The following is a 24,201-nucleotide window of genomic DNA, read 5'->3' as shown; positions in this document are numbered from 1 at the left end:
AGGTAATCCCTGTGGGAGCGAGCCTGCTCGCGAATACGGAGTGTCAGTTGATGAATAATTTGACTGGCACACCGCTTTCGCGAGCAAGCTCGCTCCCACATTTGTTTTTGTATTGTTCATTCATTTGAAGGAGATCGAGTTTTGTCCTCTCCCATCCCGGTCACGGTACTCAGCGGTTTCCTCGGCGCCGGTAAGACCACCTTGCTGCGCCATATCCTCAAAGCCGAGCACGGCCTGAAAATCGCCGTGATCGAAAACGAATTCAGCGACGCCGGTATCGACACTCAGTTGCTGGGTGATGAGCCGGTGCAAGTCATGACCCTGGCCAACGGCTGTGTGTGCTGCACCATTCACACTGACCTGACCAAAGCGCTGTACCTGCTGCTTGAACGGCTGGACAGCGGTGAGATCGCGTTCGATCGTCTGGTCATCGAGTGCACCGGTCTGGCCGATCCGGCGCCGGTGGCGCAAACCTTTTTCATCGATGAAGAACTGCGCGAGCGCTATCTGCTCGACGGCATCATCACCCTGGTCGATGCCGCCCACGCCGACGTACACCTGAGCCAGACGATCGCCCAGGCGCAGATCGGTTTTGCCGACCGCTTGCTGGTGAGCAAAACCGATCTGGTCGATGAAGCCACGTTCAATGCACTGAGCGAGCGCCTGACACGGATCAACCGCCGGGCGCCGATTCGTGTGGTCGAACACGGCACCATTGATCTGGCAGAACTTCTTGATGTGCGCGGCTTCAACCTCAACGCCGATCTCGGCGGCGGATTGAGCCTGCGTCCGGTGAGCAAGGCGCCGTCGATTGATCGCATTTCCAGTCTGGTATTGCGCACCGATCAGCCGCTGGATATCGATCAGCTCAGCGAGTTCATGAATGAATTGCTGGAAGAACACGGCAAGCAATTGCTGCGTTACAAAGGCGTGCTGAACATCGCGGGTGAGGATCGGCGCCTAGTGTTTCAGGGGGTGTTGAAGCTTTATGGTTTTGACTGGGATACCGAATGGGCCGAGGGTGAGGCGCGGGAAAGTGTGATTGTGTTTATTGCCGATGATTTGCCGGAAGAGAAGATTCGGGCGGGGTTTGCCAGAGTGGCTTCTGCCTGATGGGCTTTCGGTGCCCGTAATCACGCCATCGCGAGCAGGCTCACTCCTACAGGGGAACGCATTTCAAATGTAGGAGTGAGCCTGCTCGCGATAGCTATCTAACCGACAGCACAATGCTCAAGGTCTGAACCCAGCAGCGTCTGCTCAAGATTGTCCAGATGTTGATTCATCAGCATGGCTGCTTTGGAAACATCCCGATGGTCCACTGCTTCCACCAACGCCAAATGCTCCTTCCAAGCGCAACAGCTATGCGTCTGGCCCACACTTCGCGCAATCGCCAATGATGTAAGCGGCACAAGACTGCCAAGAAAATGCGCTAACGGTGCATTCCCCGCCATTTGCGCCAATTGCAGATGAAACTCCCCGGACAAGCGAATCGCCGCACCCCGCCGATCCTGCTCGACCGCTTGACGTTCGCGCTCGATCAGCGTGCGAAGGTGCTTCAAATCGTCTGCCTGCGGACGCTGACAGGCCAGACGCACCAGCGTGCTCTCGGTCAGTCGCCGCGCATGCAGGGCCTGCCGCGTTTGTTCCCGATCAGGTGCCGCCACCCGCGGCCGGTGATTGGCGCGCAAGACAATGACGTGCTCATGGGACAGTTGGGTCAGCACCCGGCGCACGTCGGCGCGACTGGCGCCGAACATCTCTTTCAAACTGTCCTCGGTAAAACGGCTGGCCGAATCGATGCGCTGTTCCAGAATCGCATCGAACAGTCGCGGATACAGATCCTCCGCCGGTGTGCGCAGGCACGAGAAGGGCAGGGGCGACGTGGTCTGGCGAGTGTGCGACGCTGCAGCGAAACTGTTCATGGCCTGTCTCCAGTTGGGGTCAGCGACTCAAGTTGTCTTCGGGAATATTCAGCTCAATCCCCATCCGCTGGCCTTCGCGCAAAATGTGCCGACGCATTTCGGCGCTGGCCTGGGCGCTATTCTTGCTGCGGATCGCGCGGACCACCGCTTCGTTTTCTTCCAGTCGCTCGGCCAGATGTTCCGGAGAATTACGCAGCACCTCGGCGCTTTGCTTGAGGGCGTTGCTGGTTTGCTGCACCACACTCTGGAAGATCGGATTCGAGGTCAGGGTGAACAGCTCTTCGTGAAAGGCGATGTAGGCGCTGACCCCGGCCTCGCTGTCGCCGGCCTCGAGGGCTTCGCGCATGTCCATCAGGGTCAGGCGCAACTGGCCGACTTCCTTGCTGCTGATCGATTGTGCGACCAGACCGACAATGAACGGCTCAAGGGTGTAGCGCAGTTGCAGCACGTCTTCGAGGCTGGCACCGGCGACTGCACTGTCATGGCTTTGGCTGTCGCTGAGTTGCGCGTCGAGTACGACTACGCCTTTGCCTGGCATCGAGCGTACGAGGCCAAGGGTTTCCAGAACGATCACCGCTTCGCGCAGGCTCGGGCGGCTGATGCCCAGTTGTTCGGCCAGTTCGCGCTGACCCGGCAGCATGTCGCCGGAGCGCCACTGGCCACGGGCCAATGCGGCGCGGAGTTTTTCTACGACTGAGTTGACGACGGTTGATGTGGTTATCAAGGGTCTTGCTCCATTTGCCTGGGGGGAGATAGCCGCAAACTCAAGATCAAAAGATCGCAGCCTGCGGCAGCTCCTACAGGGGTTAAATCAGAACTCCTGCTGGTGCGCCGGAGTCGCTGTTTTACGCGGCTGAAAGGTGTAGCCCTGCTGGCCGCTCAGTACTTTGTTGGCTCGCTGTACATCAATGTCTTTTTCCCACCGGGCGATCGCCACCGTGGCGACACAATTGCCGATCAGGTTGGTCAACGCGCGGCCGATGCCCATGAACCAGTCCACGGCCAGCACCAACACCAGGCCGACCACCGGAATAGCCGGGATCGCGGTCAGCGTCGCTGCGAGAATCACCAGTGCCGAACCGGGAATCCCGTGGGCTCCTTTCGAGGTGATCAGCGACACCAGCAGAATCGTCAGCAAATCGGTCATGGCCAGCGGCGTGCCGGTAGCGTTGGCAATGAACACAATGGCCAAAGTCAGGTAGATCGAGAAACCGTCGAGGTTGAACGAGTAGCCGGTCGGAATCACCAGACCCACGGTCGAGCTGCCAATGCCGAGGTGTTCGAGTTTGCGCATGATCTGTGGCAGCACGGCGTCGGACGATGCCGTGCCCATGACGATTAGCAGTTCTTCACGCAGATACTTCAACAGCGGCCACATGCGCAGGCCGGAAGCACGCATCACCAGACCGAGAATCACGCTGACGAATGCGATGCAGGTCAGGTAGAACAAACCGACCAGACTGCCCAGGTGTTGCAGGGAATCAAGGCCATATTTGCTGGTAGTAAAGGCGATGGCGCCGAACACGCCGATCGGTGCCAGACGCACGATCATGCCCATGATGCGGAAGATCACATGGCTGAGTTCGTTGATCAGTCGGGAGATCCCGGAGGCCGCTTCACCGACCAGATTCAACGCGCTGCCGAACAGCACCGAAAACAGCAGAACTTGCAGGATGTTGTTGTCGGCGAAGGCGCCGATCACCGAGGTTGGGATCAGGTCCATCAGGAACTGCGTGGTGGTGTGCATATGCTGGCTGCGTTCGGCGAGATCGCCCATGTCGGCCGCAGACAGTTGCTCGAGATGGATATTCGCGCCGCTGCCGATGCCGGTGCTGAAGGCGAAGACCAGGCCGATCACCAAAGCGATGGTGGTCAGCACTTCAAAGTAGATCACTGACTTGAGGCCGATGCGCCCGACCTTCTTCAGATCGCCGGCACCGCTGATGCCGCTGACTACCACGCAGAACACGATCAGGCCGATGAGCATCTTGATCAGTTTGATGAAGCCGTCGCCGAGCGGTTTGAGCTGGGCCGAGTATTCAGGAAGGGTCAGCCCGCAGACGATGCCGAGCATCAGTCCGAGAACCACTTGGAGGAAGATTGAGCGCGAGCACCATCTGAGCATGGGAGGAATCCTGGTCGGTGTCCTGGCTGCCGTGCGCGTGGCGCATCAGATTCAGGACTTAATTATTGTGGTCTTACCGGTATGTCCAGTGCGGGTGCAGTCTACGCTCGGTTTTTTCGCGATGACAAGTGAAAATATCAAAATTGGCATGACCGGTCTGACCAGTGGCCATAGCCGCGTAGGAGCTGCCGAAGGCTGCGATCTTTTAATCTTGTTTTTAAGATCCAGATCAAAGGATCGCAGCCTTCGGCAGCTCCTACACGGGAAATCAGGGGCGAAAAAAAACCGGCCAATCGCTTGGCCGGTTTTTCATGCTGCGGGTTTAACGTCGCAATTAAGCGCCGTATACCGGCAGTTTCTTGCAGATGGCTTTGACTTTCTCACGAACGGCGTCGATCACCGCTTCGTTGTTCAGGTCAGCCAGGATGTCGCAGATCCAGCCGGCCAGCTCTTTGCACTCGGTTTGCTTGAAACCGCGAGTGGTCACAGCCGGAGTACCGAAGCGCAGGCCGGAAGTAACGAACGGCGATCGTGGATCGTTTGGCACGGAGTTTTTGTTCACGGTGATGAACGCTTTGCCCAGAGCGGCGTCGGCGTCTTTACCGGAGATGTCCTGCTTGATCAGCGACAGCAGGAACAGGTGGTTCTTGGTACCGCCCGAAACTACGTCGAAACCGCGCTCGATGAACACTTCGGCCATGGCCTGGGCGTTCAGCACCACTTGTTCCTGGTAGGCCTTGAACTCAGGCTGCAGCGCTTCCTTGAAGCAGATCGCTTTAGCGGCGATCACGTGCTCCAGCGGGCCACCCTGGGCGCCCGGGAATACCGCGGAGTTCAGCTTCTTCTCGATCTCGGCGTTGGCGCGAGCCAGGATCAGGCCACCACGTGGACCGCGCAGGGTCTTGTGGGTGGTGGTGGTCACGACGTCAGCGAAAGGCACCGGGTTCGGGTAGACGCCAGCGGCGACCAGACCGGCCACGTGAGCCATGTCGACGAACAGGTAAGCGCCGACTTTGTCAGCGATGGCGCGGAAACGCGGGAAGTCGAGAATCTGCGAGTAGGCAGAGAAGCCGGCCACGATCATTTTCGGCTTGTGCTCAACCGCCAGACGCTCGACTTCGTCGTAGTCGATCAGGCCGTTGGCGTCGATGCCGTACTGTACGGCGTTGTACAGCTTGCCGGAGGAGGAAACGCTGGCGCCATGGGTCAGGTGACCACCGTGTGCCAGGCTCATGCCCAGAATGGTGTCGCCACCTTGCAGCAGGGCCAGGTAAACAGCGGCGTTGGCTTGCGAACCGGCGTGCGGCTGAACGTTGGCGTAATCGGCGCCGAACAGTTCCTTGGCGCGGTCGATGGCCAGTTGCTCAACAACGTCAACGTACTCGCAACCACCGTAGTAACGCCTGCCTGGGTAGCCTTCAGCGTACTTGTTGGTCAGGACCGAGCCTTGAGCTTCCATCACCGCTGGGCTGGTGTAGTTTTCCGAAGCGATCAGCTCAATGTGTTCTTCCTGGCGCTGAGCTTCTTGCTCCATGGCGGCAAAAAGGTCGGCGTCGTACTTGGCAATAGTCAAATCACGGCTGAACATGGCGGTCCTCAAGGATCGGGGGCAGAAAAGGGGGGCATTCTAACCCAATGGGTTTTGGATGGCATATGAAACGACATCATGTCGCAGACAAGTGGCGTTCATGCGCGGATAGATGGTGATTGTGCCGGCCTGAAAAGATCGCAGCCTGCGGCAGCTCCTACAGTAATCCGAGCTGATCCCGAATACTGTGACCGACATCAATCCTTGTAGGAGCTGCCGAAGGCTGCGATCTTTTCGCTCGCGCCGCAGGACTTCAGTCGAACATGAACAGCGCGTCATTGCTGAACTGCGCCTCAAACCGCCCCGCCGGCATCGGTCGGCCGAACAGATACCCCTGAACCTCATCGCAACCATGCTCACGCAAGAAGTCCAGCTGTTCATGGGTTTCCACGCCCTCGGCGATCACCGCCAGATTCAGGCTATGCGCCATGGCGATGATCGCCCGGGCGATCTGCGCATCCTGCTCACCGGACGGCAAACCATCGACAAAGGTGCGGTCAATCTTCAACACGTCGATCGGGAATTGTTTGAGGTAGTTCAGCGATGAGTAACCGGTGCCGAAGTCGTCGACCGCAATGCTCAGGCCAAGGTTTTTCAGCCCGGCGAGAATCTGCATCGCTTCGCTGACTTCGCGCATCAGAATACTTTCGGTCAGCTCCAGTTCCAGACACGCCGGTGGCAGGCCGGTTTCACGCAGGATTGTGGCGATCCGCGTGCCGAGTTGGCCATCGGAGAATTGCCGCGCCGAGATGTTCACCGACACCTTCGGCACACGGACACGATTCTGGTGCCAGGTCTTCAACTGACGGCACGCCTCGCTGATCACCCAGTCGCCGACGTCCACCACCAGACCCAGCTCTTCCAACACCGGAATGAAATCCCCCGGCGGCACCAGGCCACGGCGTGGATGACGCCAGCGCAACAGCGCTTCGGCGCCAGTCAGGCGTTTGCCGTCACCGCTGAATTGCGGTTGGTAATACAGGACGAATTCGTTCTGTTCCAGGGCGTGGCGCAAATCGCTTTCCAGTTCCAGACGCTCCAGCGCACTGGCGTTCATGTCGGCCTGATAGAACTGGAAGTTGTTCTTGCCGCGCTCCTTGGCGTGGTACATCGCGGTGTCGGCGTTCTTCATCAACTGGCTGAGTTCGTTGCCGTCCTGAGGACTCAGGGCAATGCCGATACTGGCCGTGACAAAGAACTCGCGACCTTCGAGCACGAATGGCCGCACCAGGCTGCCGAGGATCTGCTCGGCGACATGAATCGCCCGGTTCAGCGCCATTTCGCGGCTGGAGCGATGTTGCAGCAGCAGCGTGAATTCGTCGCCGCCCATGCGCGCCACGGTGTCGTCATCGTCGACGCAGGCCAACAGGCGCGTGGCCATGTCTTTCAACATGCGGTCGCCGGCGGCGTGACCGAGGGAGTCGTTGATCGGTTTGAAACGGTCGAGGTCGAGGAACATCAGCACCACCCACGACTTCTGTCGCTCGGCCGATTGCAGCGCAGTGTGCAGACGATCCTGGAACAGCGTGCGGTTCGGCAAATGCGTCAGGGCGTCGTAGTAGGCGAGGCGGTGAATCCGCTGCTCGCTGGCCTTGCGCTCGCTGATGTCGCTGAAGAAGCACACGTAACTGGCCAGATCGCCTTCGTCGTCGAGCACGGCGGTGATGCCGACCCACGCCGGGTAATGCTCGCCGTTACGGCGCTTGAGCCAGACTTCGCCTTCCCAGGTGCTGTGCTGATGCAGTTGTTTGAGTACGTAGCGCAGGTGTGCGTCCTGCTGCTCATCAACGGTGAGCATGTTCGGCAATTGGTCGAGCACTTCGCTCACGGCGTAACCGCTGACGCGACTGAAGGCTTCGTTGGCTTGCACGATGTAACCGGCCGGGTCGGTGATCAGGATCGCCGAGGTCGAGTGTTCGAAAACCGTGGCGGCCATGCGCAGGTCTTTCTCTGCGCGGCGCTGCTGACTGATGTCGCGACCGACACCGAGTACGCCTTCAAACGCACCATGTTCGTCCCACACCAGCACCAGACGCAGCTCGATCGGGATCTTGCGGCCATCGGCGCGCAGGCAGTCGAACAGGAACAATTGCGTCTGTACCTGGTTGCGCAACACCGCCAGTTGCTCGGGTTTGTCCAGCGCCTTGCTGACGCGATCCATCAGCGTGTAGATGCCGCTCAGTTGTTGCGGGTTGGCGATGGTCGATTGCCAGCCGTTCTGGAAAATCCACTCAGCGTCATAACCCAGCACGGCCTGCACCGACGGGCTGACGTAGTTCAGCGAGAGCTTGCTGTCGGTGGAGAAAATCACGTCGCTGATGCTTTCGGCAAGCATGCGGTAGCGCTGCTCGCTGTCGCGCAGGGATTCGCTGGCTTCGATCTGTTCGGTGATGTCCTTGGCCACGCCGATGATCCGCGTGACCTGATCGTGTTTGTCCCGGGCCAGCGCTTGTTCGCGAATATCGAAACGCCGCCATTTGCCGTCGCGATGGCGGAAACGCAACTGGCACTGGAGCAACTGACTGTAACCGGCGTGGCGCTGCATCTGCCGCGAGCGATGGTAGTAGTCGGCATCTTCCGGGTGCAGGAGAATTTCCCAGAAATACTCACCCATCTGGTGCAGTTCGGTGCGGTTGTAGCCGAGGGTCTGACCGAGGTGGTGGTTGCTGAAAATCATCCGCTGGCTGATCACGTCCTGCACATACAGGTGATCCGGCACCGTGCGCACCACGTCCGACCAGAAGCCTTCGCGTTCGAGCAGCGACAGTTCGATCAGCTTGCGGCTAGTGATGTCGTTGATGCTGAGAATCACCGCTTTATAGTCGTGTTGCTCGGTTGGCAGACGCAACACCATCCACAGGTGCTGGTCGCGGCCGTTGATGTCCGGCAATTTGATTTCCAGTTCCAGCTGCTTTTGCTGCTGCAGGACGGCGTCGAGCACTTGATTGCCGATGGCGCACTGGCGGTGTGGATGGCCGTCGATCAACAGTTGCCAGGCGTGCTCGCAGGAATTGACATTGAGCAATTGCAGCGCAACCTGGTTGACCTCGGTGACGCGCAATTCCTGCAACAGTTGCTGGCGTTGCGCCGGTTGGTCGAGCCAGGCCTTGAGCTGGTCGCTGGTCTGGATCTGCGCCTTGTCGAAGACCTGCTTCAGGCCGGACAGGTCCAGCACACAGAGGGCCACGCCAGTGCCCTCGAAAATGTCCTGATAACGGCGGCGACCCTCATGCAACTGGCGCTGGCGCCGGCGCATGTTGAGCAGTGCAATCACCGGCAACATCGAGAACGCCAGGCCCAGCAGGCATTTGCCGATGAACGCCGGCAGCAGTTCCTCGAGCACACGCTGGCGGTCGAACAGGCCACGCAACTGCCAGTCGCTGCTGCTCAGCGGCACGGTCAACACCGTGTTGGCCATGTCGTCCGGACTCAAGACGCCGGCCCTGGCCGAGGGCTGCGCTTCGTCGCGGCTGATGATCTGATGGTTGAGGCGGTTTTCCACCAGCCACAACGGGCGGATGCCGGTTTCGCCCTGTTTGGTCAGCGAGTCGAAGAACGTCGGAGTCAGGCGCAATGCCCAATAACCGCGCGTGCTGCCGCTGGCCTGATGCAATAACAGATGCACTACAGAACCGTCGTCGGCGTTGCTGAAGTAATGCGCCTGTGCACGGCTGCGGCGCACCAGTTCAGTGAGGTAGCTGGCGTCGTGGCTGTTGTCGTCACTGTCGCTGATGATTTTGCCGGAAGGGGTGAGCAGGGCCAGGCTGCGCAGGTCAGGCAAGGATTGCTGGAGCTTGCGCAATAGCACCTGCTGTTCGTCGGCTGATTGCGGTTGTTCGACGATCGGTAGCAGATTGAGGGCGATTTGCGCGTTCAGCGCCATGTTCAGGCTGACCTGCGAGGCGAGGTCTGCGGTGTAATCGATGGTGTACTGGCGCTGGTTTTTCTGGGTTTCGCGCAGTTGATCGAGCAGTTGCCAGAACAGCAACGCGAGCAATAAAAGCACGAGCGTCGCCAGCGCACCCTTTAATGTACCGCGCAGGGACGAGCCGGGCGCCGGTGGGGTGCTGCTCACAGAAGCTGGCGGAGTGACATTGGACAAGCTGTGATCCTGCGATTTGGCTGGACTGGCGCGACGTGCACTATAAGCCGGACGCCCAAAGGGCGGCTAGCATGCCTTGAGTCGTGGCGAAGTGCCAGCCCCGCGCGGCTGGACTGCCTTTCATCATTCAGGTAGCTTTGCCGGTTACGCGGGAGCGTTCCAGCTCCTAGACTCAGACTTTTTCAGCGCGCACGCATTGATAACCATCAAGTGAACGACGCGCATGGTCTGGCCGGGCTTCGCCTGCGCTGCAATCATTCATCTGTCACTGACCCAAGGTTCTCCATGGCTCAATACGTCTTCACCATGCATCGGCTGGGCAAAGTTGTTCCGCCGAAGCGGGAAATTCTCAAAAACATTTCGCTGTCGTTCTTCCCCGGCGCCAAGATCGGTGTACTCGGCCTCAACGGTTCGGGTAAGTCCACGCTGCTGAAAATCATGGCTGGCGTCGACACCGAGTTCGAGGGCGAAGCCCGTCCGATGCCGGACCTGAACATCGGCTATCTGCCGCAAGAGCCACAACTTGATCCAACCAAGACCGTGCGTGAAGTGGTCGAGGAAGCGGTCAGCGTGATCAAGGATGCGCAAGCGCGTCTGGACGAGGTCTACGCCGCTTACGCCGATCCGGATGCCGACTTCGACAAGCTGGCTGCCGAGCAAGCCAAACTCGAAGCGATCCTGCAGGCCAGCGATGGTCACAACCTTGAGCGTCAACTGGAAGTCGCCGCCGATGCGCTGCGTCTGCCGGCCTGGGACGCCAAAGTAGAACACCTGTCCGGTGGTGAAAAGCGTCGTGTGGCCCTGTGCCGTCTGCTGCTGTCCGCGCCGGACATGCTGCTGCTCGACGAACCGACCAACCACTTGGACGCCGACTCGGTGGCGTGGCTGGAGCACTTCCTCCACGACTTCCCGGGCACTGTGGTAGCGATCACGCACGACCGTTACTTCCTCGATAACGTCGCTGGCTGGATTCTCGAACTCGACCGCGGCGCGGGCATTCCGTACGAAGGCAACTACTCGGGTTGGCTCGAAGCCAAGTCCGATCGTCTGGCCGCCGAATCCAAGCAGCAGTCGGCTCACGAAAAAGCCATGAAAGAAGAACTGGAGTGGGTGCGCAAAGGCGCGAAAGCCCGCCAGTCGAAATCCAAGGCGCGTCTGCAACGCTTCGAAGAAATGCAATCGCAGGAATTCCAGAAGCGCAGCGAAACCAACGAGATCTACATCCCGGCCGGTCCGCGCCTGGGCGACAAGGTCATCGAATTCAAGAACGTCACCAAGGGCTACGGCGATCGCGTACTGATCGACAACCTGTCGTTCTCGATGCCGAAAGGCGCCATTGTCGGCGTGATCGGCGGTAACGGTGCCGGTAAGTCGACCCTGTTCCGCATGCTGATGGGCAAGGAAACGCCGGATTCGGGCAGCATCGAAGTCGGTGAAACCGTGCAACTGGCCTGCGTTGACCAGAGCCGTGATGACCTGGATGGCAGCAAGACTGTATTCCAGCAAATCTCCGACGGTTCCGACCAGATCCGCATCGGCAACTACGAGATCCCGTCGCGTACCTACGTCGGTCGTTTCAACTTCAAGGGCGGCGATCAGCAGAAGTTCGTCAAGGATCTGTCCGGTGGTGAGCGCGGTCGTCTGCACCTGGCGCTGACCCTGAAGGAGGGCGGCAACGTCCTGCTGCTCGACGAACCGTCCAACGACCTCGACGTGGAAACCCTGCGTTCGCTGGAAGAAGCCCTGCTGGACTTCCCGGGCGCTGCCATTGTGATCTCTCACGATCGCTGGTTCCTGGACCGTGTGGCGACGCACATCCTGGCGTACGAAGACGACTCGCAAGCGATCTTCTTCGAAGGTAACTACACCGAGTACGAAGCCGATCGCAAAAAGCGTCTCGGCGAAGCGGCTGCCCAGCCACACCGCGTGCGTCACAAGAAACTGGCCTGATACCGGGTTGGTTGCATAAAAGAGCGGAGCCTTCGGGCTCCGTTTTTTTTGCCTGGTTTTTTTCAGCGGGATCGAGGTGTGGCCATCGCGAGCAGGCTCACTCCTACATTTGAAATGCGTTCCCCTGTAGGAGTGAGCCTGCTCGCGATAGCTGTATAACTGGTGGTGCATTTCTTGAACCCAGACTCCCCATTCAGGTGCAAAACAAGCTCAAAAAACCGCCTTATTTATATCCTGTGCACCATTTAATTTCATAACTGCGACATTTTGCTCTGTTCCTGTGCGCAATTCGTTTGTTACAGTCCGGCCCAATCTCCTCCAACGACAATAAATTTGCCGAGACTTTTCCCATGATCGAATCCGTCGAATCCTTCCTTGCTCGCCTGAAAAAACGCGACCCGGATCAACCCGAATTCCACCAGGCCGTCGAAGAAGTCCTGCGCAGTTTGTGGCCGTTTCTCGAAGCCAATCCGCATTACCTGACCTCGGGGATTCTGGAGCGCATCTGCGAGCCGGAGCGCGCGGTGATTTTTCGCGTGTCGTGGGTCGACGATCAGGGCAAGGTCCAGGTCAATCGCGGTTTCCGCATCCAGATGAACAGTGCGATCGGCCCGTACAAGGGTGGCCTGCGTTTCCATCCGTCGGTGAACATGGGCGTGCTGAAATTCCTCGCCTTCGAACAGACCTTCAAAAACTCCCTGACCTCGCTGCCAATGGGCGGCGGCAAGGGCGGCTCGGACTTCGATCCGAAGGGTAAGAGCGACGGCGAAGTCATGCGTTTCTGCCAAGCGTTCATGAGCGAGTTGTACCGCCACATCGGCGCCGACGTTGACGTGCCGGCCGGTGACATCGGTGTCGGTGCGCGCGAGATCGGTTTCCTGTTTGGCCAGTACAAGCGCCTGAGCAACCAGTTCACCAGTGTGCTGACCGGCAAAGGCATGACCTACGGCGGCAGCCTGATTCGTCCGGAAGCCACCGGTTTTGGCTGCGTCTACTTTGCCGAAGAAATGCTCAAACGCCGCGAGCAGACCGTCGAAGGCAAACGTGTGGCGATTTCCGGTTCCGGCAACGTTGCGCAGTACGCCGCGCGCAAAGTCATGGATCTGGGCGGCAAAGTGATTTCCCTGTCCGACTCAGAAGGCACGTTGTATTGCGAAGCCGGGCTGAGCGAAGAGCAGTGGCTGGCACTGCTGGAGCTGAAAAATGTTAAGCGCGGACGCATCAGCGAACTGGCGGCAGCGTTCGGTCTGGAATTCCGCGCGGGTCAGCTGCCGTGGTCGTTGCCGTGCGACATTGCGCTGCCGTGCGCTACGCAGAACGAACTCGACGCCGAAGCCGCGCGCACACTGCTGCGCAATGGCTGCGTGTGCGTGGCTGAAGGCGCGAACATGCCGACCACGCTGGAGGCTGTGGATATCTTTATCGAGGCCGGCATTCTCTTCGCTCCGGGCAAAGCGTCCAACGCTGGCGGCGTGGCAGTGAGCGGTCTGGAGATGTCGCAGAACGCCATGCGCTTGCTGTGGACGGCAGGTGAGGTGGACAGCAAACTGCACGCGATCATGCAGTCGATCCACCACGCTTGTGTGCACTACGGCGAAGAGAACGGACGGATCAACTACGTCAAAGGCGCGAACATCGCCGGCTTCGTCAAAGTCGCCGACGCAATGCTCGCGCAGGGCGTGGTTTAAGCCGGTTCGATGCGGATCACTTCAATCACTTGATCGCCGGCGGGGCGCTGCCAAAGCACCTCGTCATTGAGCCGCGCACCCAGCAGCGCGCGGCCCAGCGGTGAGCCCCAATTGATCAGGCCTTTGCTCGCATCGGCCTGATCTTCGCCGACCAGTTGCACCCGCCGTTCGGTGTCGTGTTCGTCGGCGTAGGTCACCCAACTGCCGATCTGCACTTTGTCGGTGGAGGTCGCGGCAACCGCGACTTGTGCGCTGCTCAGGCGTTGATTGAAATACCGCAAATCCCTTTCCAGATCCGCCAGACGCTGTTTGTCAGCCTGCTCACCTTTGGCCGATTGTTCTGCATGCAAGGTTTGCAGTTCAGCGACCTTTGCCTGTAACTGCGCCAGCCCTTGCGGCGTGACGTAATTGGGCTGCGCGCTGACCTGCCGTTCGACCGGCTGATCGGCTTGCGCGGCGGCGTTGTCTTCGTTGACGAATGCGCGACTCATGGTGTTCTCCTCGTATGAGGTTTGGGCCATGCTCGCAGGCATTTGGTTTCACTGGATGTCTGGAAACGACTATTGCGAGCGATAGGCCCGCCCGGCGTCCTGATCTTTCTGTTGCTGCCAGGCGCGCTCGCGTTCGTCCCAATGTTCATTGCGATACTGTTCGCGGTCCTTGTTTTCCAACATTGCCTGACACTGGCGGAAGCCGTCGGTCCAGCCTTCGGCGTATTGCTTGTCCTTGAGATAGCGCGGCACGTTCTTGCGAAACTCGCCGCTGATCGAACCCGCCGCCTGACGACCGCTGACACAACCGTCATCGAAGCCGTCGGCGAAGGCCGGTGGATAACCCTTGGCGATCAAATCTTCATGGGTGGTCTGGCAACCGCCCAGTAACAGCACAACACCCAGCAAACCCGCACACCGCCACATCGCACTCTCCCGCGCCGGTTCTCGGCTTATGGGAAAGTCTAGAAGCTGATTCGTCGAGCGTTGGTGAAAGGCATGTGAGTAATTCGTTGAGCACCACAAATCCCCTGTAGGAGTGAGCCTGCTCGCGATAGCGGTGTATCAGTCACCGCACCAGTGACTGATGAATTGCTATCGCGAGCAGGCTCACTCCTACAGGGGGATGTGTTCGGGATCAGTAGTGATACCACTTCACTTCAAGCATGACCTCGGTTTCCGGGGTGGCGAGATGGCTGAACTCACGCTGCGCACTCAGGCGCAAACCAAGGTTGCGCGACAACTCCCACTGCTGATTCAGGCTGAGGCTGCGGCGTACTTCGCCATTGAAGAAGTAATCGCCTTTAGCCTCCAGACTGAGATTGCCCAACGGGTTTTTCCACAACACGCCGGTATTGAAACCGCCGGCTGGCGAGACGAACTCGGCGAAATCATTGTTGTGTTCAACGCGCACGGTGCCGAGGGCAAAACCCAGCACATCATCCCCCAGCGCCCACGTCCCGCCGCCGCCACCATTGACGTGGCTGACCAGCGTCTCGTCATCGTGCTTGCCCGGTACGCGCTCAAGACCGCCAGTGACTTGCCACGACAGCGGCTGCAATAGCTCATTACGCGGTGTCAGCGAACGAATGGTCGCCAGATCCAGTTGCTGAAACTGCCATTGATTGCCCTCGTACTGACGCAGTTTCATCTGCAGGATCTCGATCTGCGCGCCGAGCGGGAAGCTCTCAGCGTTGTCGTTGAGATCGTGATAGGCCATGCGCAAGCCGTACTCACCGAATGCGCGATCACCACGGGTGCCGAGACCGGCCTGCCAGGTGCGCGATTCGTGGCCGTCTTCGGGCAAGCCCGGTTGCGGGATGTCCAGTTCGGGGGCGGGGTTCTTGTTGATCGCCCGCAGCAATTCAAAACTGCGCTGCGCTCGTTGTGGATCGCGTTCCTGACCGTTGGCGCGGTAGCGCTCCAGACGATACGCCGCGTCGATGATCAACGCTTGACGATCGCGGGGTAGGGCTTTGAACGCCGGATTCTGCAACTGCTGTTGATCGGCGCTGACGTTCAGCACCCATTGCTGTTCGTCACTGTTCAAAGGCTCGGCACGGCTGAGCAATTCGCGCTCGCGGGACGGGCGGTATTCGATACTTTCCACCAGCCCGGCTTCCTTCACCGCTTTGACGGTGTCGGTGGGAATCGCGGTCAACGGGAATTGTTCAGTCAGGCGCAGGCTCGGGCGTGCCACCTGCAGCAACTCAAGCAGACGATACGAGCAGTTTTCGTCGAAGAAGAAGTAGTCGAACTGGATCTGCTTCAACTCCCACACATGTTCGACCATGCGCGCGGTTTCTTCTTGCGTCAGGTTGAGCCGGTATTCCCACAGGTCGCGGTTTTCCAGGCTGCGGTATTCGGAGAGCTTTTCCTGGTACGGCACCAGCGCGAACAGTCCCGGATAACCGCCCATCAAACCTTTCCAGGCGTACAGGATGCTGTTGTCCGAGCCTTCGATGTAGGCGCCGAAGTTGATCGCGTAACTGAGCAGCGAGGTCTTGTCGGCCTGCACATCGGCCTGATCGATGCGCAGCAGGGTGTGGCCGAACATCGATGACGGACTGTTCAAATAAGCCGCCGGGAAGATCATCACCGCGCTGTGCGGCGAGACGTCCTTGAACCACTTCTTGTATTCGGCGCATGCCGGCGCTGGCAGATCGCTGAGATTGAGCTGCGCTTTCAGCCAGCGAGTGCGCGCCGGATAAACGCATTGCGCATGTTGCTCGCCAAGGCTCGCCGGGGCGTACAGCGCTTGCACGGTGGCTTCCAGCTCATGATCGGGATGTTCGTTGCCATCGGGCGCGAGAAAGAATTTCTTGTCACTGACATAGCTGCGCCAGCCGCCAAGCTTGGCGGTTTCGTAGTGACCGAGGGAAATCCAGAAGCGGTCGTTGGCCAGTTGCTGCAAACGTTGAGGGTCGATGTGGGGCGCGGCGGACAGCGGGGCGCAGACACAGAGCGCCAGCCAGGCAAGGCGTTTGAGCATAGTCGGCAACTTGAACAGGAAAGAAATAAAGACCCAAGGAGGGCGGGCCGAAAAAACAAAACCCGCTTCCCGAAGGAAGCGGGTAGGGTCGAGCTTAAGCTTGAGTCGCGTACTTGGCCAGACGAGGATCCGATTTCAGTACGGCCAGGGTGTTGGTATGCACGTCTTCAGCGGTCACGTCAGCCTTGCTGAAGATCTGCTGGAAGTGCTCGTGAGTCACAGCAGCGAAGTGCGCACGGTCTTCCGGTGCCACGCCCAGTACCACGGCATAAGTCGTCAGCGCTTCGCCGTTGCCTTTGGCCATGTCTTCGGACAGCTCGTTCATCATGCCATTCATGGCAAACCAGGATTTGCCGCCGTAGGTCAGCGATGCGTTGGTCGAGCAACCGTTGGTGCCGGACGTCATCCCGAAGGTGGCGTTACCGGAGGTACCGTTGGTGGTGGAAGCGAGGAAGTGCGCCGGGGTGCCACGCTGACCTTCGAACAGCATGTTGCCCCAACCGCAATCCGGGCCGCCTGGAGCTTGCGCCATTGCGTTGATGGATACAGCGGTGAAGAGAGTACCGAGAAGAATCCGTTTCATAGCTTTTTTCTCTTTATGTGCATACCAATGGACAGGGTTCTGGCCGGCTCTAAACGTAAGCTGCCTGCGCGACGATCATGCTGCGTTGAAAACAGGCTCGGAATGCTCATGTAGGACCCTACACTCCGCTTCCTCGCCTGTTTTCGCCTTGCCTGATCGCCGCTCGGCGAGCTTACGTTCAGAGCCAAACGAAGCCAGTGGGCCGGTATTAGTTCCAGCCGCGCAGTTTGGAGTTTAGGCATGTTCCAGGGGTTCCGTGGTTTTTTGCAAAATATTTGGAATAAACCCCGATTTCAGGGGGCGGGCCGCTGGCATTGCCGGTTGTCTATGCTTTGTCATGTGGCGCGCCTTGCCAGTGGGGCACAGGCAGCGCCAGAATGCCGCTATCTGCCCCGCCTGATTGTTAAGGAAGCCCGATGCCTGATCCTGTTGCTGCCAGCTTGCGTCTCGCGCCCGAAGCGCTGACCCGTCCGTTTTCCGCTGAACAGTTCAGCTTCACTACCACCAATGATCTGGAGCCCTTTCGCGGTGTGCTCGGCCAGGAACGCGCGGTCGAAGCCTTGCAGTTCGGTGTGGCCATGCCACGCCCCGGTTACAACGTTTTCGTCATGGGCGAGCCCGGCACTGGCCGTTTCTCGTTCGTCAAACGCTACCTGAAGGCCGAAGGCAAACGCCTGCAGACCCCGGCGGACTGGGTCTACGTCAATAACTTCGATGAGCCGCGCGAACCGCGCGCCCTGGAACTGCCTTCGGGCACTGCCGGTGCATTCATCGGTGATATCAACGGTTTGATCGACAACCTGCTGGCGACATTTCCAGCGGTGTTCGAGCATCCGTCCTATCAGCAAAAGAAAAGCGCCATCGACCGTGCATTCAACCAGCGCTACGACAAAGCCCTCGACATCATCGAGCGCCTGGCCTTGGAAAAAGACGTTGCCCTGTATCGCGACAGCAGCAACATCGCCTTCACGCCGATGCTCGATGGCAAAGCGCTGGACGAAGCCGAATTCGCCCAGTTGCCGGAAGCCGATCGCGAGCGTTTTCACGATGACATTTCCGGCCTCGAAGAGCGCCTGAACGAAGAACTCGCCAGCCTGCCGCAGTGGAAGCGTGAGTCGAACAATCAACTGCGCTCGCTCAACGAAGAAACCATCACCCTGGCCTTGCAGCCGCTACTGTCGCCGTTGTCGGAGAAGTACGCGGAAAACGCTGCGGTGTGCGGTTACCTGCAAGCGATGCAGGTCTATCTGCTGAAAACCGTGGTCGAGCAACTGGTCGACGACAGCAAGACCGACGCCGTCGCGCGCAAGTTGCTGGAAGAGCAATACGCGCCGAGCCTGGTGGTCGGTCATCCGTCCAGCGGCGGGGCGCCAGTCGTTTTCGAGCCGCACCCGACGTACGAAAACCTCTTCGGTCGCATCGAATACACCACCGATCAGGGTGCGCTTTACACCACTTATCGCCAGTTGCGTCCGGGTGCCTTGCACCGTGCCAACGGCGGTTTCCTGATCCTTGAAGCGGAAAAAATGCTCAGCGAGCCGTTTGTGTGGGATGCGCTGAAACGCGCACTGCAATCGCGCAAGCTGAAAATGGAATCGCCGCTGGGCGAGATGGGCCGTTTCGCCACCGTGACGCTCAACCCGCAGCACATTCCGTTGCAGGTCAAAGTCATCATCATCGGTGCGCGGTCGCTGTACTACACGCTGCAAGATCTCGATCCGGACTTCCAGGAGATGTTCCGTGTTCTGGTCGACTTCGACGAAGACATTCCGATGGTCGACGAGAGCCTGGAGCAATTCGCCCAGTTGTTGAAAACCCGTACTTCGGAAGAAGGCATGGCGCCGCTGACCGCTGATGCGGTAGCGCGTCTGGCAACCTACAGCGCACGTTTGGCCGAGCACCAAGGGCGTTTGTCGGCGCGCATTGGTGATCTGTTCCAACTGGTCAGCGAAGCGGATTTCATCCGTCACCTGGCCGGCGATGAAATGACCGATGCCGGGCATATCGAACGTGCCTTGAAAGCCAAGGCCACGCGCACCGGTCGTGTGTCGGCGCGGATTCTCGACGACATGCTTGCCGGGATCATCCTGATCGACACCGATGGCGCCGCTGTCGGCAAGTGCAACGGTCTGACCGTGCTAGAAGTCGGCGACTCGGCGTTTGGTGTGCCGGCGCGGATTTCCGCCACGGTGTATCCGGGCGGCAGCGGCATTGTCGACATTGAGCGTGAGGTCAACCTCGGCCAGCCGATTCACTCCAAAGGTGTGATGATCCTTACCGGGTATCTGGGCAGCCGTTATGCCCAGGAATTCCCGCTGGCGATTTCCGCGAGCATCGCGCTGGAGCAGTCATACGGTTACGTCGACGGCGACAGCGCGTCGCTGGGCGAGGCGTGCACGCTGATTTCGGCGCTGTCGAAAACGCCATTGAAACAGTGCTTTGCGATCACCGGCTCGATCAACCAGTTCGGCGAAGTACAGGCGGTGGGCGGGGTTAACGAGAAAATCGAAGGCTTCTTCCGTCTCTGCGAAGCACGCGGGCTGACCGGCGAGCAGGGCGCGATCATTCCTCAGGCCAACGTCGCCACGCTGATGCTCGATGAGAAAGTCCTGGCGGCGGTGCGTGCCGGGCAGTTCCACGTGTACGCGGTGCGTCAGGCCGACGAGGCGTTGAGTCTGTTGGTGGGCGAACCGGCCGGTGAACCGAATGCCGATGGCGAATTCCCCGAAGGCAGTATCAATGCACGGGTGGTGGAGCGCTTGCGTGACATCGCTGAGATGATCAGCGAAGAAGACCTCAAGGAAGCCGAGAAAGAGTTGGCCCAAGAAGCGCTGGCCGAAGCCAAACCGGCCTGAACCTAAACGCGGTCAAACTGTAGGAGTGAGCCTGCTCGCGATAGCGGAGTGTCAGTCGGCGAATAAGTTGCCTGGCACACCGTTATCGCGAGCAGGCTCACTCCTACATTGGTCTTTGTGGTGTTCTTCGGGAAAATCGCCACAACTCTGACGCCAATATTCACACAATGACCATTCGGCGCCTTCTGGTCTCATTCGGCTTGCGCAGCGGACTTTTCTTCTATTCTCAGCTCAAGGATATCGACAGTATCACTGGATCGAGCCAGTCCTCCCGTGAGGGCTGAATACCGGCTTCACCGAGGGTCGCCGCCATGTCGCGCAACCTCTGCCTTACCCGTCAATGCCTGGGTCTTGTGACCCGTATCGAATGCGCCATCAAGCCGTTGGCCGGCGATAACGGCATGTGGACGCTGCTCTTCGCCGCCGGCATGGCCGGTGAACAACCTTCCGCCATCAAGGCCCAAGGCCCGTTTCATGGGCCGGTCGCCGCCGAATCGATACTCGACACCATCGTTGAAAGCCTGACCTTGCATGGCTACGAACTGGCCGACGATCCGCAGATCTGGAGTTTGCACCTGCAAGCTCAACTGCGGCAGATCAACGGTGGCCGTGGCCGCGCCCTGTAGGCGCTGCCGCAGGATGCGATCTTTTGATCTTGCTCTTCAATGGGCAGTCTCAGGCACCTGCGCCTTGTCGAGCTTGACCTCAAAGCCGTATTGCACAGTGGCGAGGTCGGTGCGCTGGTAGGTTTCTACGTGAGTCGGGCGGCCATAAAAATAGTGCACGCCGAACAGCGCCGGGCCTTCTGCGCTCGCATCGTGGCTGACAGAAAGAATCTGCTTGAGGTAGTTGCCGCTGTCGTCTTTGACGAAGAAACGCCATTCGTTGGGCGGAAACAATTTCAGGTCCACCACCAGCAGGTTGTTCTTGATCTCCAGACCTTTGGGCAAGGACTTGGCGTCGTATGCCTGCTTGGCCACAGTCGCGAGAAACAGCGGCATTGAGCCGACGGCGATCGCCGGGGTTTCCGGGAACAGGTTCAGGTCGTAAGTGATCGTCGCGCGCAGCGGATCGACCTGGTAAGCCTCGGGCGGCAGTTCGATCGGCTCATCAAGCTTGCCACTGCGCTTTTCAGTGAAGAACGTGACAGGACTGACCCCCGGGCTGAAGTCATCGCCGAGCAATTCATCGTTGAACGTACGGCGATGGGAAAACTCGATGCGCGCAGCGCTCGGTTCTTCCACGGATTGATGGACGCGGATGCCAGCCTTCAATTGGTCCTCGGTCAGGCTCGCGCCTTTGAGCCAGTTGGCTGCCAGATCGTCGTAGACCGTCACTGGCAGGTCCAGCGGCTGGATAGCCTTCTGCGTCGTGTGTTGACTGAACGTGCGAATCGGCAGATCCAGCGATTTGCGCGTCACCGTCGCCGAGGAGAAGTCGAGCACGCTGACTTCCAGAGTGTCGATCGGGCCATTGAAATAGACCTTGTTATAGCGACGCGGGTGCTTGTCCTCGAATGCCTGCTGCTCTTCGGTGAGTTGCTTTTCCAGCGCATCGCTCCAGCCCTTCTGCTGTTGCAGGTAGGCCAGTTGTTTTTCATAGAAGGCCACTTGCTCCGGACTCTCGTTGATCGAGCCGGCGCGTATCAGGTATTGCCCGGTCTTGTCGCGGGCTTGGACGATCAGCGGATTGAGCTGCGTCTCTGCGACTTCCGCAGCCAATGGCAGGCTGTTGCTGAATTCGACTTCGGCGTAGTTGTTTTCGAGCTTCAGCAGTTTGACGCTGAGGTTGTCATTGCTGCGGGTCTGGCCGACGTCTTTTGGCGTCAGGTCGAAGCTGTACAAGCGGCGCGGTGCGATGACTTCGATCTGGCCTTGCAGGCTGACCGGTTGCGGCAAGGACTTCTTGTCCACGTCCAGTCCGTCAATGAACGGGTAGGTCACGGTCAGGTCATCGGGGTTGGTGACGTTGGAGCTGGAGGGGCTGAGCTGAATGCCCGGATCGGTTTCCGACCATTCCGGCTGATAGGCGATCACGCGTTTGTTGCTCAACGTCACCGACTGCCATTCCACACCGTGTGGAAACAAGAAACCGCCGGGAATGTTCAGGTTGAACGGGAACACCGGTTGCAGATCGGTGAGGTAATCGGAGCTGGCATCCTTGTGCAGCACGAACAGGCCGTTGATAAACGTATCGACCAGCGTCTGCGGGGCAGGGTAGTGCTTGAGCACGGCGAGCGCGTCTTCACCGTATTCGGTGCGCGGCGGATTGTCGTTGAGCTTGAGTTGCGCGCGTTCGAGCAGCAGCAGTGAGCCGCCGAGTTCGGTGATGGCGTCCTTGAGTTTGGTGTCGGTGATGGCGTCCAGTGACTGTTCGAACTTTGCCGTTTTTTCTTCAAGGCTGGTGGTGTGTTTTTCGTCGCCGGGCGAGCAACCGCTGATCAACAGAGCAAGGCAAATTCCGGCCGTCGTTATCGGTAATCGCACATCCATTTCCACACGTCCTGTCTGCAGTCACTGGGCTGTCAATGGTTTCGACACTAGCAGAAAAAAATCATCCGCACGCGCAGGTGGCGGATTTTCGGGCAGTTTCTGGCTGTCACAGGGGGCTGGTATACTCGCCGCCATTTCCACCCCCTTGTGTGAGATTCAATGGAACGCTTTATCGAAAATGCAATGTACGCCTCGCGCTGGCTGCTGGCGCCAATCTATATCGGGCTTTCGCTCGGGTTGCTGGCGCTGGCACTGAAATTTTTCCAGGAAGTGTTCCACATCCTGCCCAACGTTTTTTCGATGGCCGAGTCGGAACTGATTCTGGTGCTGCTGTCGTTGATCGACATGGCACTGGTCGGCGGTCTGCTGGTGATGGTGATGATTTCCGGCTACGAGAACTTCGTCTCTGAACTGAACATCGACGAAGGCAAGGAAAAGCTCAGCTGGCTCGGCACCATGGACTCTTCGTCGTTGAAGATGAAAGTGGCGGCTTCGATCGTGGCGATTTCCTCGATTCACTTGCTGCGCATCTTCATGGACGCCAAGAACGTCGATCCCGAGCACTTGATGTGGTACGTGATCATCCACATGACCTTCGTCGTTTCGGCGTTCGCCATGGGTTACCTGGACAAAGTCACCAAGCACTGATCAACCGTTGATCGCTGCAAAAACACCGCCCGTCTGTTGCGAAACAGACGGGCGGTGTCGTTTGTGGCTTGTGCTTTGTTGCGCGCGAGCATATCCCTGTAGAGATCCTGATTCGCCACTGTGTGAGGTGCTTTCATGAACCTGCAAGAGCTGAACGCGTTTGCCATCGCCAGGAAGGTCGATGAGTTGAACCTGATCTCCATGGAAGGCGGGATTTATCTGCTCGAAGCACGCATGCATGGCGCGGCGTATCCGTTGAGTGATCTCAAAGGCAACATGCTGACACTGCGTTCGGTGGAGCATGCGCGGGATCTGCTGCATGCGTTTCCGGTGCTGCCCTTCAATCTTGTACACACCTCGGTGCATGACGAAATGTGCGGCCTGGCCGGTAACATCGATGAAAGCCTGAAGGTGCCGCTCGCCTGGCGTTCAGCCCTGTAGGCCTTGCGCCCCATCGCCGGGCATCTGTGCTAGTCTGCTCGCCCTTTTGGTTCCGGGCGCGCCGGGACGCGCTGTGCTCGCACGGCAAGTCTTGTGGCCGTCCGCACAGCGGAGCAGTGTCATGTCCGAAGTAAATCTGTCCACCGACGAAACCCGCGTCAGCTACGGCATCGGCCGTCAGTTGGGTGACCAGCTGCGCGACAACCCGCCACCGGGCGTTAGCCTGGACGCCATCCTGGCCGGTCTGACCGACGCTTTCGCCGGCAAAGAAAGCCGTGTTGGCCAGGAAGAAATGTCCGCTAGCTTCAAGGTTATCCGCGAAATCATGCAAGCCGAAGCCGCTGCCAAAGCTGAAGCCGCTGCTGGCGAAGGCCTGGCCTTCCTGGCTGAAAACGCCAAGCGTGACGGCATCACTACCCTGGCTTCCGGCCTGCAATTCGAAGTGCTGACTCAGGGCGAAGGCGCCAAGCCGACCCGTGAAGATCAAGTACGTACTCACTACCACGGCACCCTGATCGACGGCACTGTGTTCGACAGCTCCTACGAGCGCGGCCAGCCTGCAGAATTCCCGGTTGGCGGCGTGATCGCTGGCTGGACCGAAGCCCTGCAACTGATGAATGCCGGCAGCAAATGGCGTCTGTACGTGCCGAGCGAACTGGCTTACGGCGCTCAAGGCGTTGGCAGCATCCCGCCGCACAGCGTTCTGGTATTCGACGTCGAGCTGCTGGACGTTCTGTAAGACCTTTGTGGGAGCGAGCTTGCTCGCGAATGCAGGCGACTGAATCTAACTTGAGATTCGAGTTGAAGCCTTTGCGAGCAAGCTCG

Annotated in this window: 18 protein-coding genes; 8 read left to right on the top strand and 10 right to left on the bottom strand. The window is 59.0% G+C overall.

Going from position 1 to position 24,201, the window contains the following annotated elements; genetic code table 11:
- Window positions 1-141 precede the first annotated feature (141 nt).
- The gene (gene yjiA / locus CKW26_RS11875) at window positions 142-1,113 is read left to right on the top strand and encodes a GTPase (RefSeq protein ID WP_095048717.1); all 972 of its coding nucleotides are present in this window, start codon (window positions 142-144) and stop codon (window positions 1,111-1,113) included.
- 98 nt (window positions 1,114-1,211) lie between these two features.
- On the opposite strand, the gene CKW26_RS11870 is transcribed toward yjiA, so the two are convergent.
- From CKW26_RS11870 to morA, 5 genes are all read right to left on the bottom strand, one after another.
- On the bottom strand, window positions 1,212-1,922 hold the full coding sequence (locus CKW26_RS11870) for a GntR family transcriptional regulator (RefSeq protein ID WP_095048716.1): 711 nt from the start codon (window positions 1,920-1,922) through the stop codon (window positions 1,212-1,214).
- Between the two features lie 19 nt (window positions 1,923-1,941).
- The gene (locus CKW26_RS11865) at window positions 1,942-2,646 is read right to left on the bottom strand and encodes a FadR/GntR family transcriptional regulator (RefSeq protein WP_034153832.1); all 705 of its coding nucleotides are present in this window, start codon (window positions 2,644-2,646) and stop codon (window positions 1,942-1,944) included.
- Between the two features lie 87 nt (window positions 2,647-2,733).
- A complete protein-coding gene (locus CKW26_RS11860) occupies window positions 2,734-4,047 on the bottom strand; it encodes a C4-dicarboxylate transporter DctA (protein WP_007909782.1) in 1,314 nt (437 codons plus the stop codon).
- A gap of 334 nt (window positions 4,048-4,381) precedes the next feature.
- Window positions 4,382-5,635: a serine hydroxymethyltransferase gene (gene glyA, locus CKW26_RS11855; protein WP_095048715.1), complete on the bottom strand. Its 1,254-nt coding sequence runs from the start codon at window positions 5,633-5,635 to the stop codon at window positions 4,382-4,384.
- Window positions 5,636-5,888: 253 nt separating this feature from the next.
- The gene (morA, locus tag CKW26_RS11850; RefSeq protein ID WP_095048714.1) at window positions 5,889-9,737 is read right to left on the bottom strand and encodes a cyclic di-GMP receptor MorA; all 3,849 of its coding nucleotides are present in this window, start codon (window positions 9,735-9,737) and stop codon (window positions 5,889-5,891) included.
- 285 nt (window positions 9,738-10,022) lie between these two features.
- Between morA and ettA the strand changes: the two genes are divergently transcribed.
- Window positions 10,023-11,687, top strand: a complete 1,665-nt coding sequence (ettA, locus tag CKW26_RS11845; protein ID WP_007909789.1) for an energy-dependent translational throttle protein EttA — start codon at window positions 10,023-10,025, stop codon at window positions 11,685-11,687.
- 350 nt (window positions 11,688-12,037) lie between these two features.
- On the top strand, window positions 12,038-13,375 hold the full coding sequence (gdhA, locus tag CKW26_RS11840; protein ID WP_095048713.1) for an NADP-specific glutamate dehydrogenase: 1,338 nt from the start codon (window positions 12,038-12,040) through the stop codon (window positions 13,373-13,375).
- Here gdhA and CKW26_RS11835 read toward each other — a convergent pair.
- The 4 genes from CKW26_RS11835 to CKW26_RS11815 all read right to left on the bottom strand — a co-directional run bounded on the left by CKW26_RS11835 (window position 13,372) and on the right by CKW26_RS11815 (window position 16,940).
- Entirely contained in the window at window positions 13,372-13,866 is a 495-nt protein-coding gene (locus CKW26_RS11835; protein WP_095048712.1) for a GreA/GreB family elongation factor, read from the bottom strand. The two genes, gdhA and CKW26_RS11835, sit on opposite strands and share 4 nt — an antisense overlap.
- A 69-nt stretch (window positions 13,867-13,935) precedes the next feature.
- Window positions 13,936-14,292, bottom strand: a complete 357-nt coding sequence (locus CKW26_RS11830; RefSeq protein WP_093434789.1) for a hypothetical protein — start codon at window positions 14,290-14,292, stop codon at window positions 13,936-13,938.
- A 211-nt stretch (window positions 14,293-14,503) separates the two neighbouring features.
- The gene (locus CKW26_RS11820) at window positions 14,504-16,357 is read right to left on the bottom strand and encodes a DUF4105 domain-containing protein (protein ID WP_095048710.1); all 1,854 of its coding nucleotides are present in this window, start codon (window positions 16,355-16,357) and stop codon (window positions 14,504-14,506) included.
- A 94-nt stretch (window positions 16,358-16,451) separates the two neighbouring features.
- Complete coding sequence (locus tag CKW26_RS11815; protein ID WP_007909797.1) at window positions 16,452-16,940, bottom strand: DUF3015 domain-containing protein; 489 nt, start codon at window positions 16,938-16,940, stop codon at window positions 16,452-16,454.
- 416 nt (window positions 16,941-17,356) lie between these two features.
- Here CKW26_RS11815 and CKW26_RS11810 point away from each other — a divergent pair, with 416 nt between their 5' ends.
- On the top strand, window positions 17,357-19,795 hold the full coding sequence (locus CKW26_RS11810; protein WP_095048709.1) for a Lon protease family protein: 2,439 nt from the start codon (window positions 17,357-17,359) through the stop codon (window positions 19,793-19,795).
- 311 nt (window positions 19,796-20,106) lie between these two features.
- The gene (locus tag CKW26_RS11805) at window positions 20,107-20,421 is read left to right on the top strand and encodes a hypothetical protein (RefSeq protein WP_007909799.1); all 315 of its coding nucleotides are present in this window, start codon (window positions 20,107-20,109) and stop codon (window positions 20,419-20,421) included.
- Between the two features lie 36 nt (window positions 20,422-20,457).
- On the opposite strand, the gene CKW26_RS11800 is transcribed toward CKW26_RS11805, so the two are convergent.
- A complete protein-coding gene (locus tag CKW26_RS11800; protein WP_095048708.1) occupies window positions 20,458-22,287 on the bottom strand; it encodes a hypothetical protein in 1,830 nt (609 codons plus the stop codon).
- Between the two features lie 159 nt (window positions 22,288-22,446).
- Here CKW26_RS11800 and CKW26_RS11795 point away from each other — a divergent pair, with 159 nt between their 5' ends.
- The 3 genes from CKW26_RS11795 to CKW26_RS11785 all read left to right on the top strand — a co-directional run bounded on the left by CKW26_RS11795 (window position 22,447) and on the right by CKW26_RS11785 (window position 24,115).
- Window positions 22,447-22,935, top strand: coding sequence for a TIGR00645 family protein (locus CKW26_RS11795; protein ID WP_007909801.1), 489 nt, complete (start codon window positions 22,447-22,449; stop codon window positions 22,933-22,935).
- A gap of 135 nt (window positions 22,936-23,070) precedes the next feature.
- Window positions 23,071-23,376 (top strand): DUF6482 family protein, encoded by a 306-nt coding sequence (locus CKW26_RS11790; RefSeq protein ID WP_095048707.1) that lies wholly within the window; start codon window positions 23,071-23,073, stop codon window positions 23,374-23,376.
- 121 nt (window positions 23,377-23,497) lie between these two features.
- Complete coding sequence (locus CKW26_RS11785) at window positions 23,498-24,115, top strand: FKBP-type peptidyl-prolyl cis-trans isomerase (RefSeq protein ID WP_008078561.1); 618 nt, start codon at window positions 23,498-23,500, stop codon at window positions 24,113-24,115.
- Window positions 24,116-24,201 lie beyond the last annotated feature (86 nt).

Source organism: Pseudomonas sp. Irchel s3h9, assembly GCF_900187475.1.
Lineage (GTDB): Bacteria > Pseudomonadota > Gammaproteobacteria > Pseudomonadales > Pseudomonadaceae > Aquipseudomonas > Aquipseudomonas neuropathica.
The sequence above is the reverse complement of the archived record's forward strand: the minus strand, read 5'-3'. Positions and strand labels throughout refer to the sequence as shown.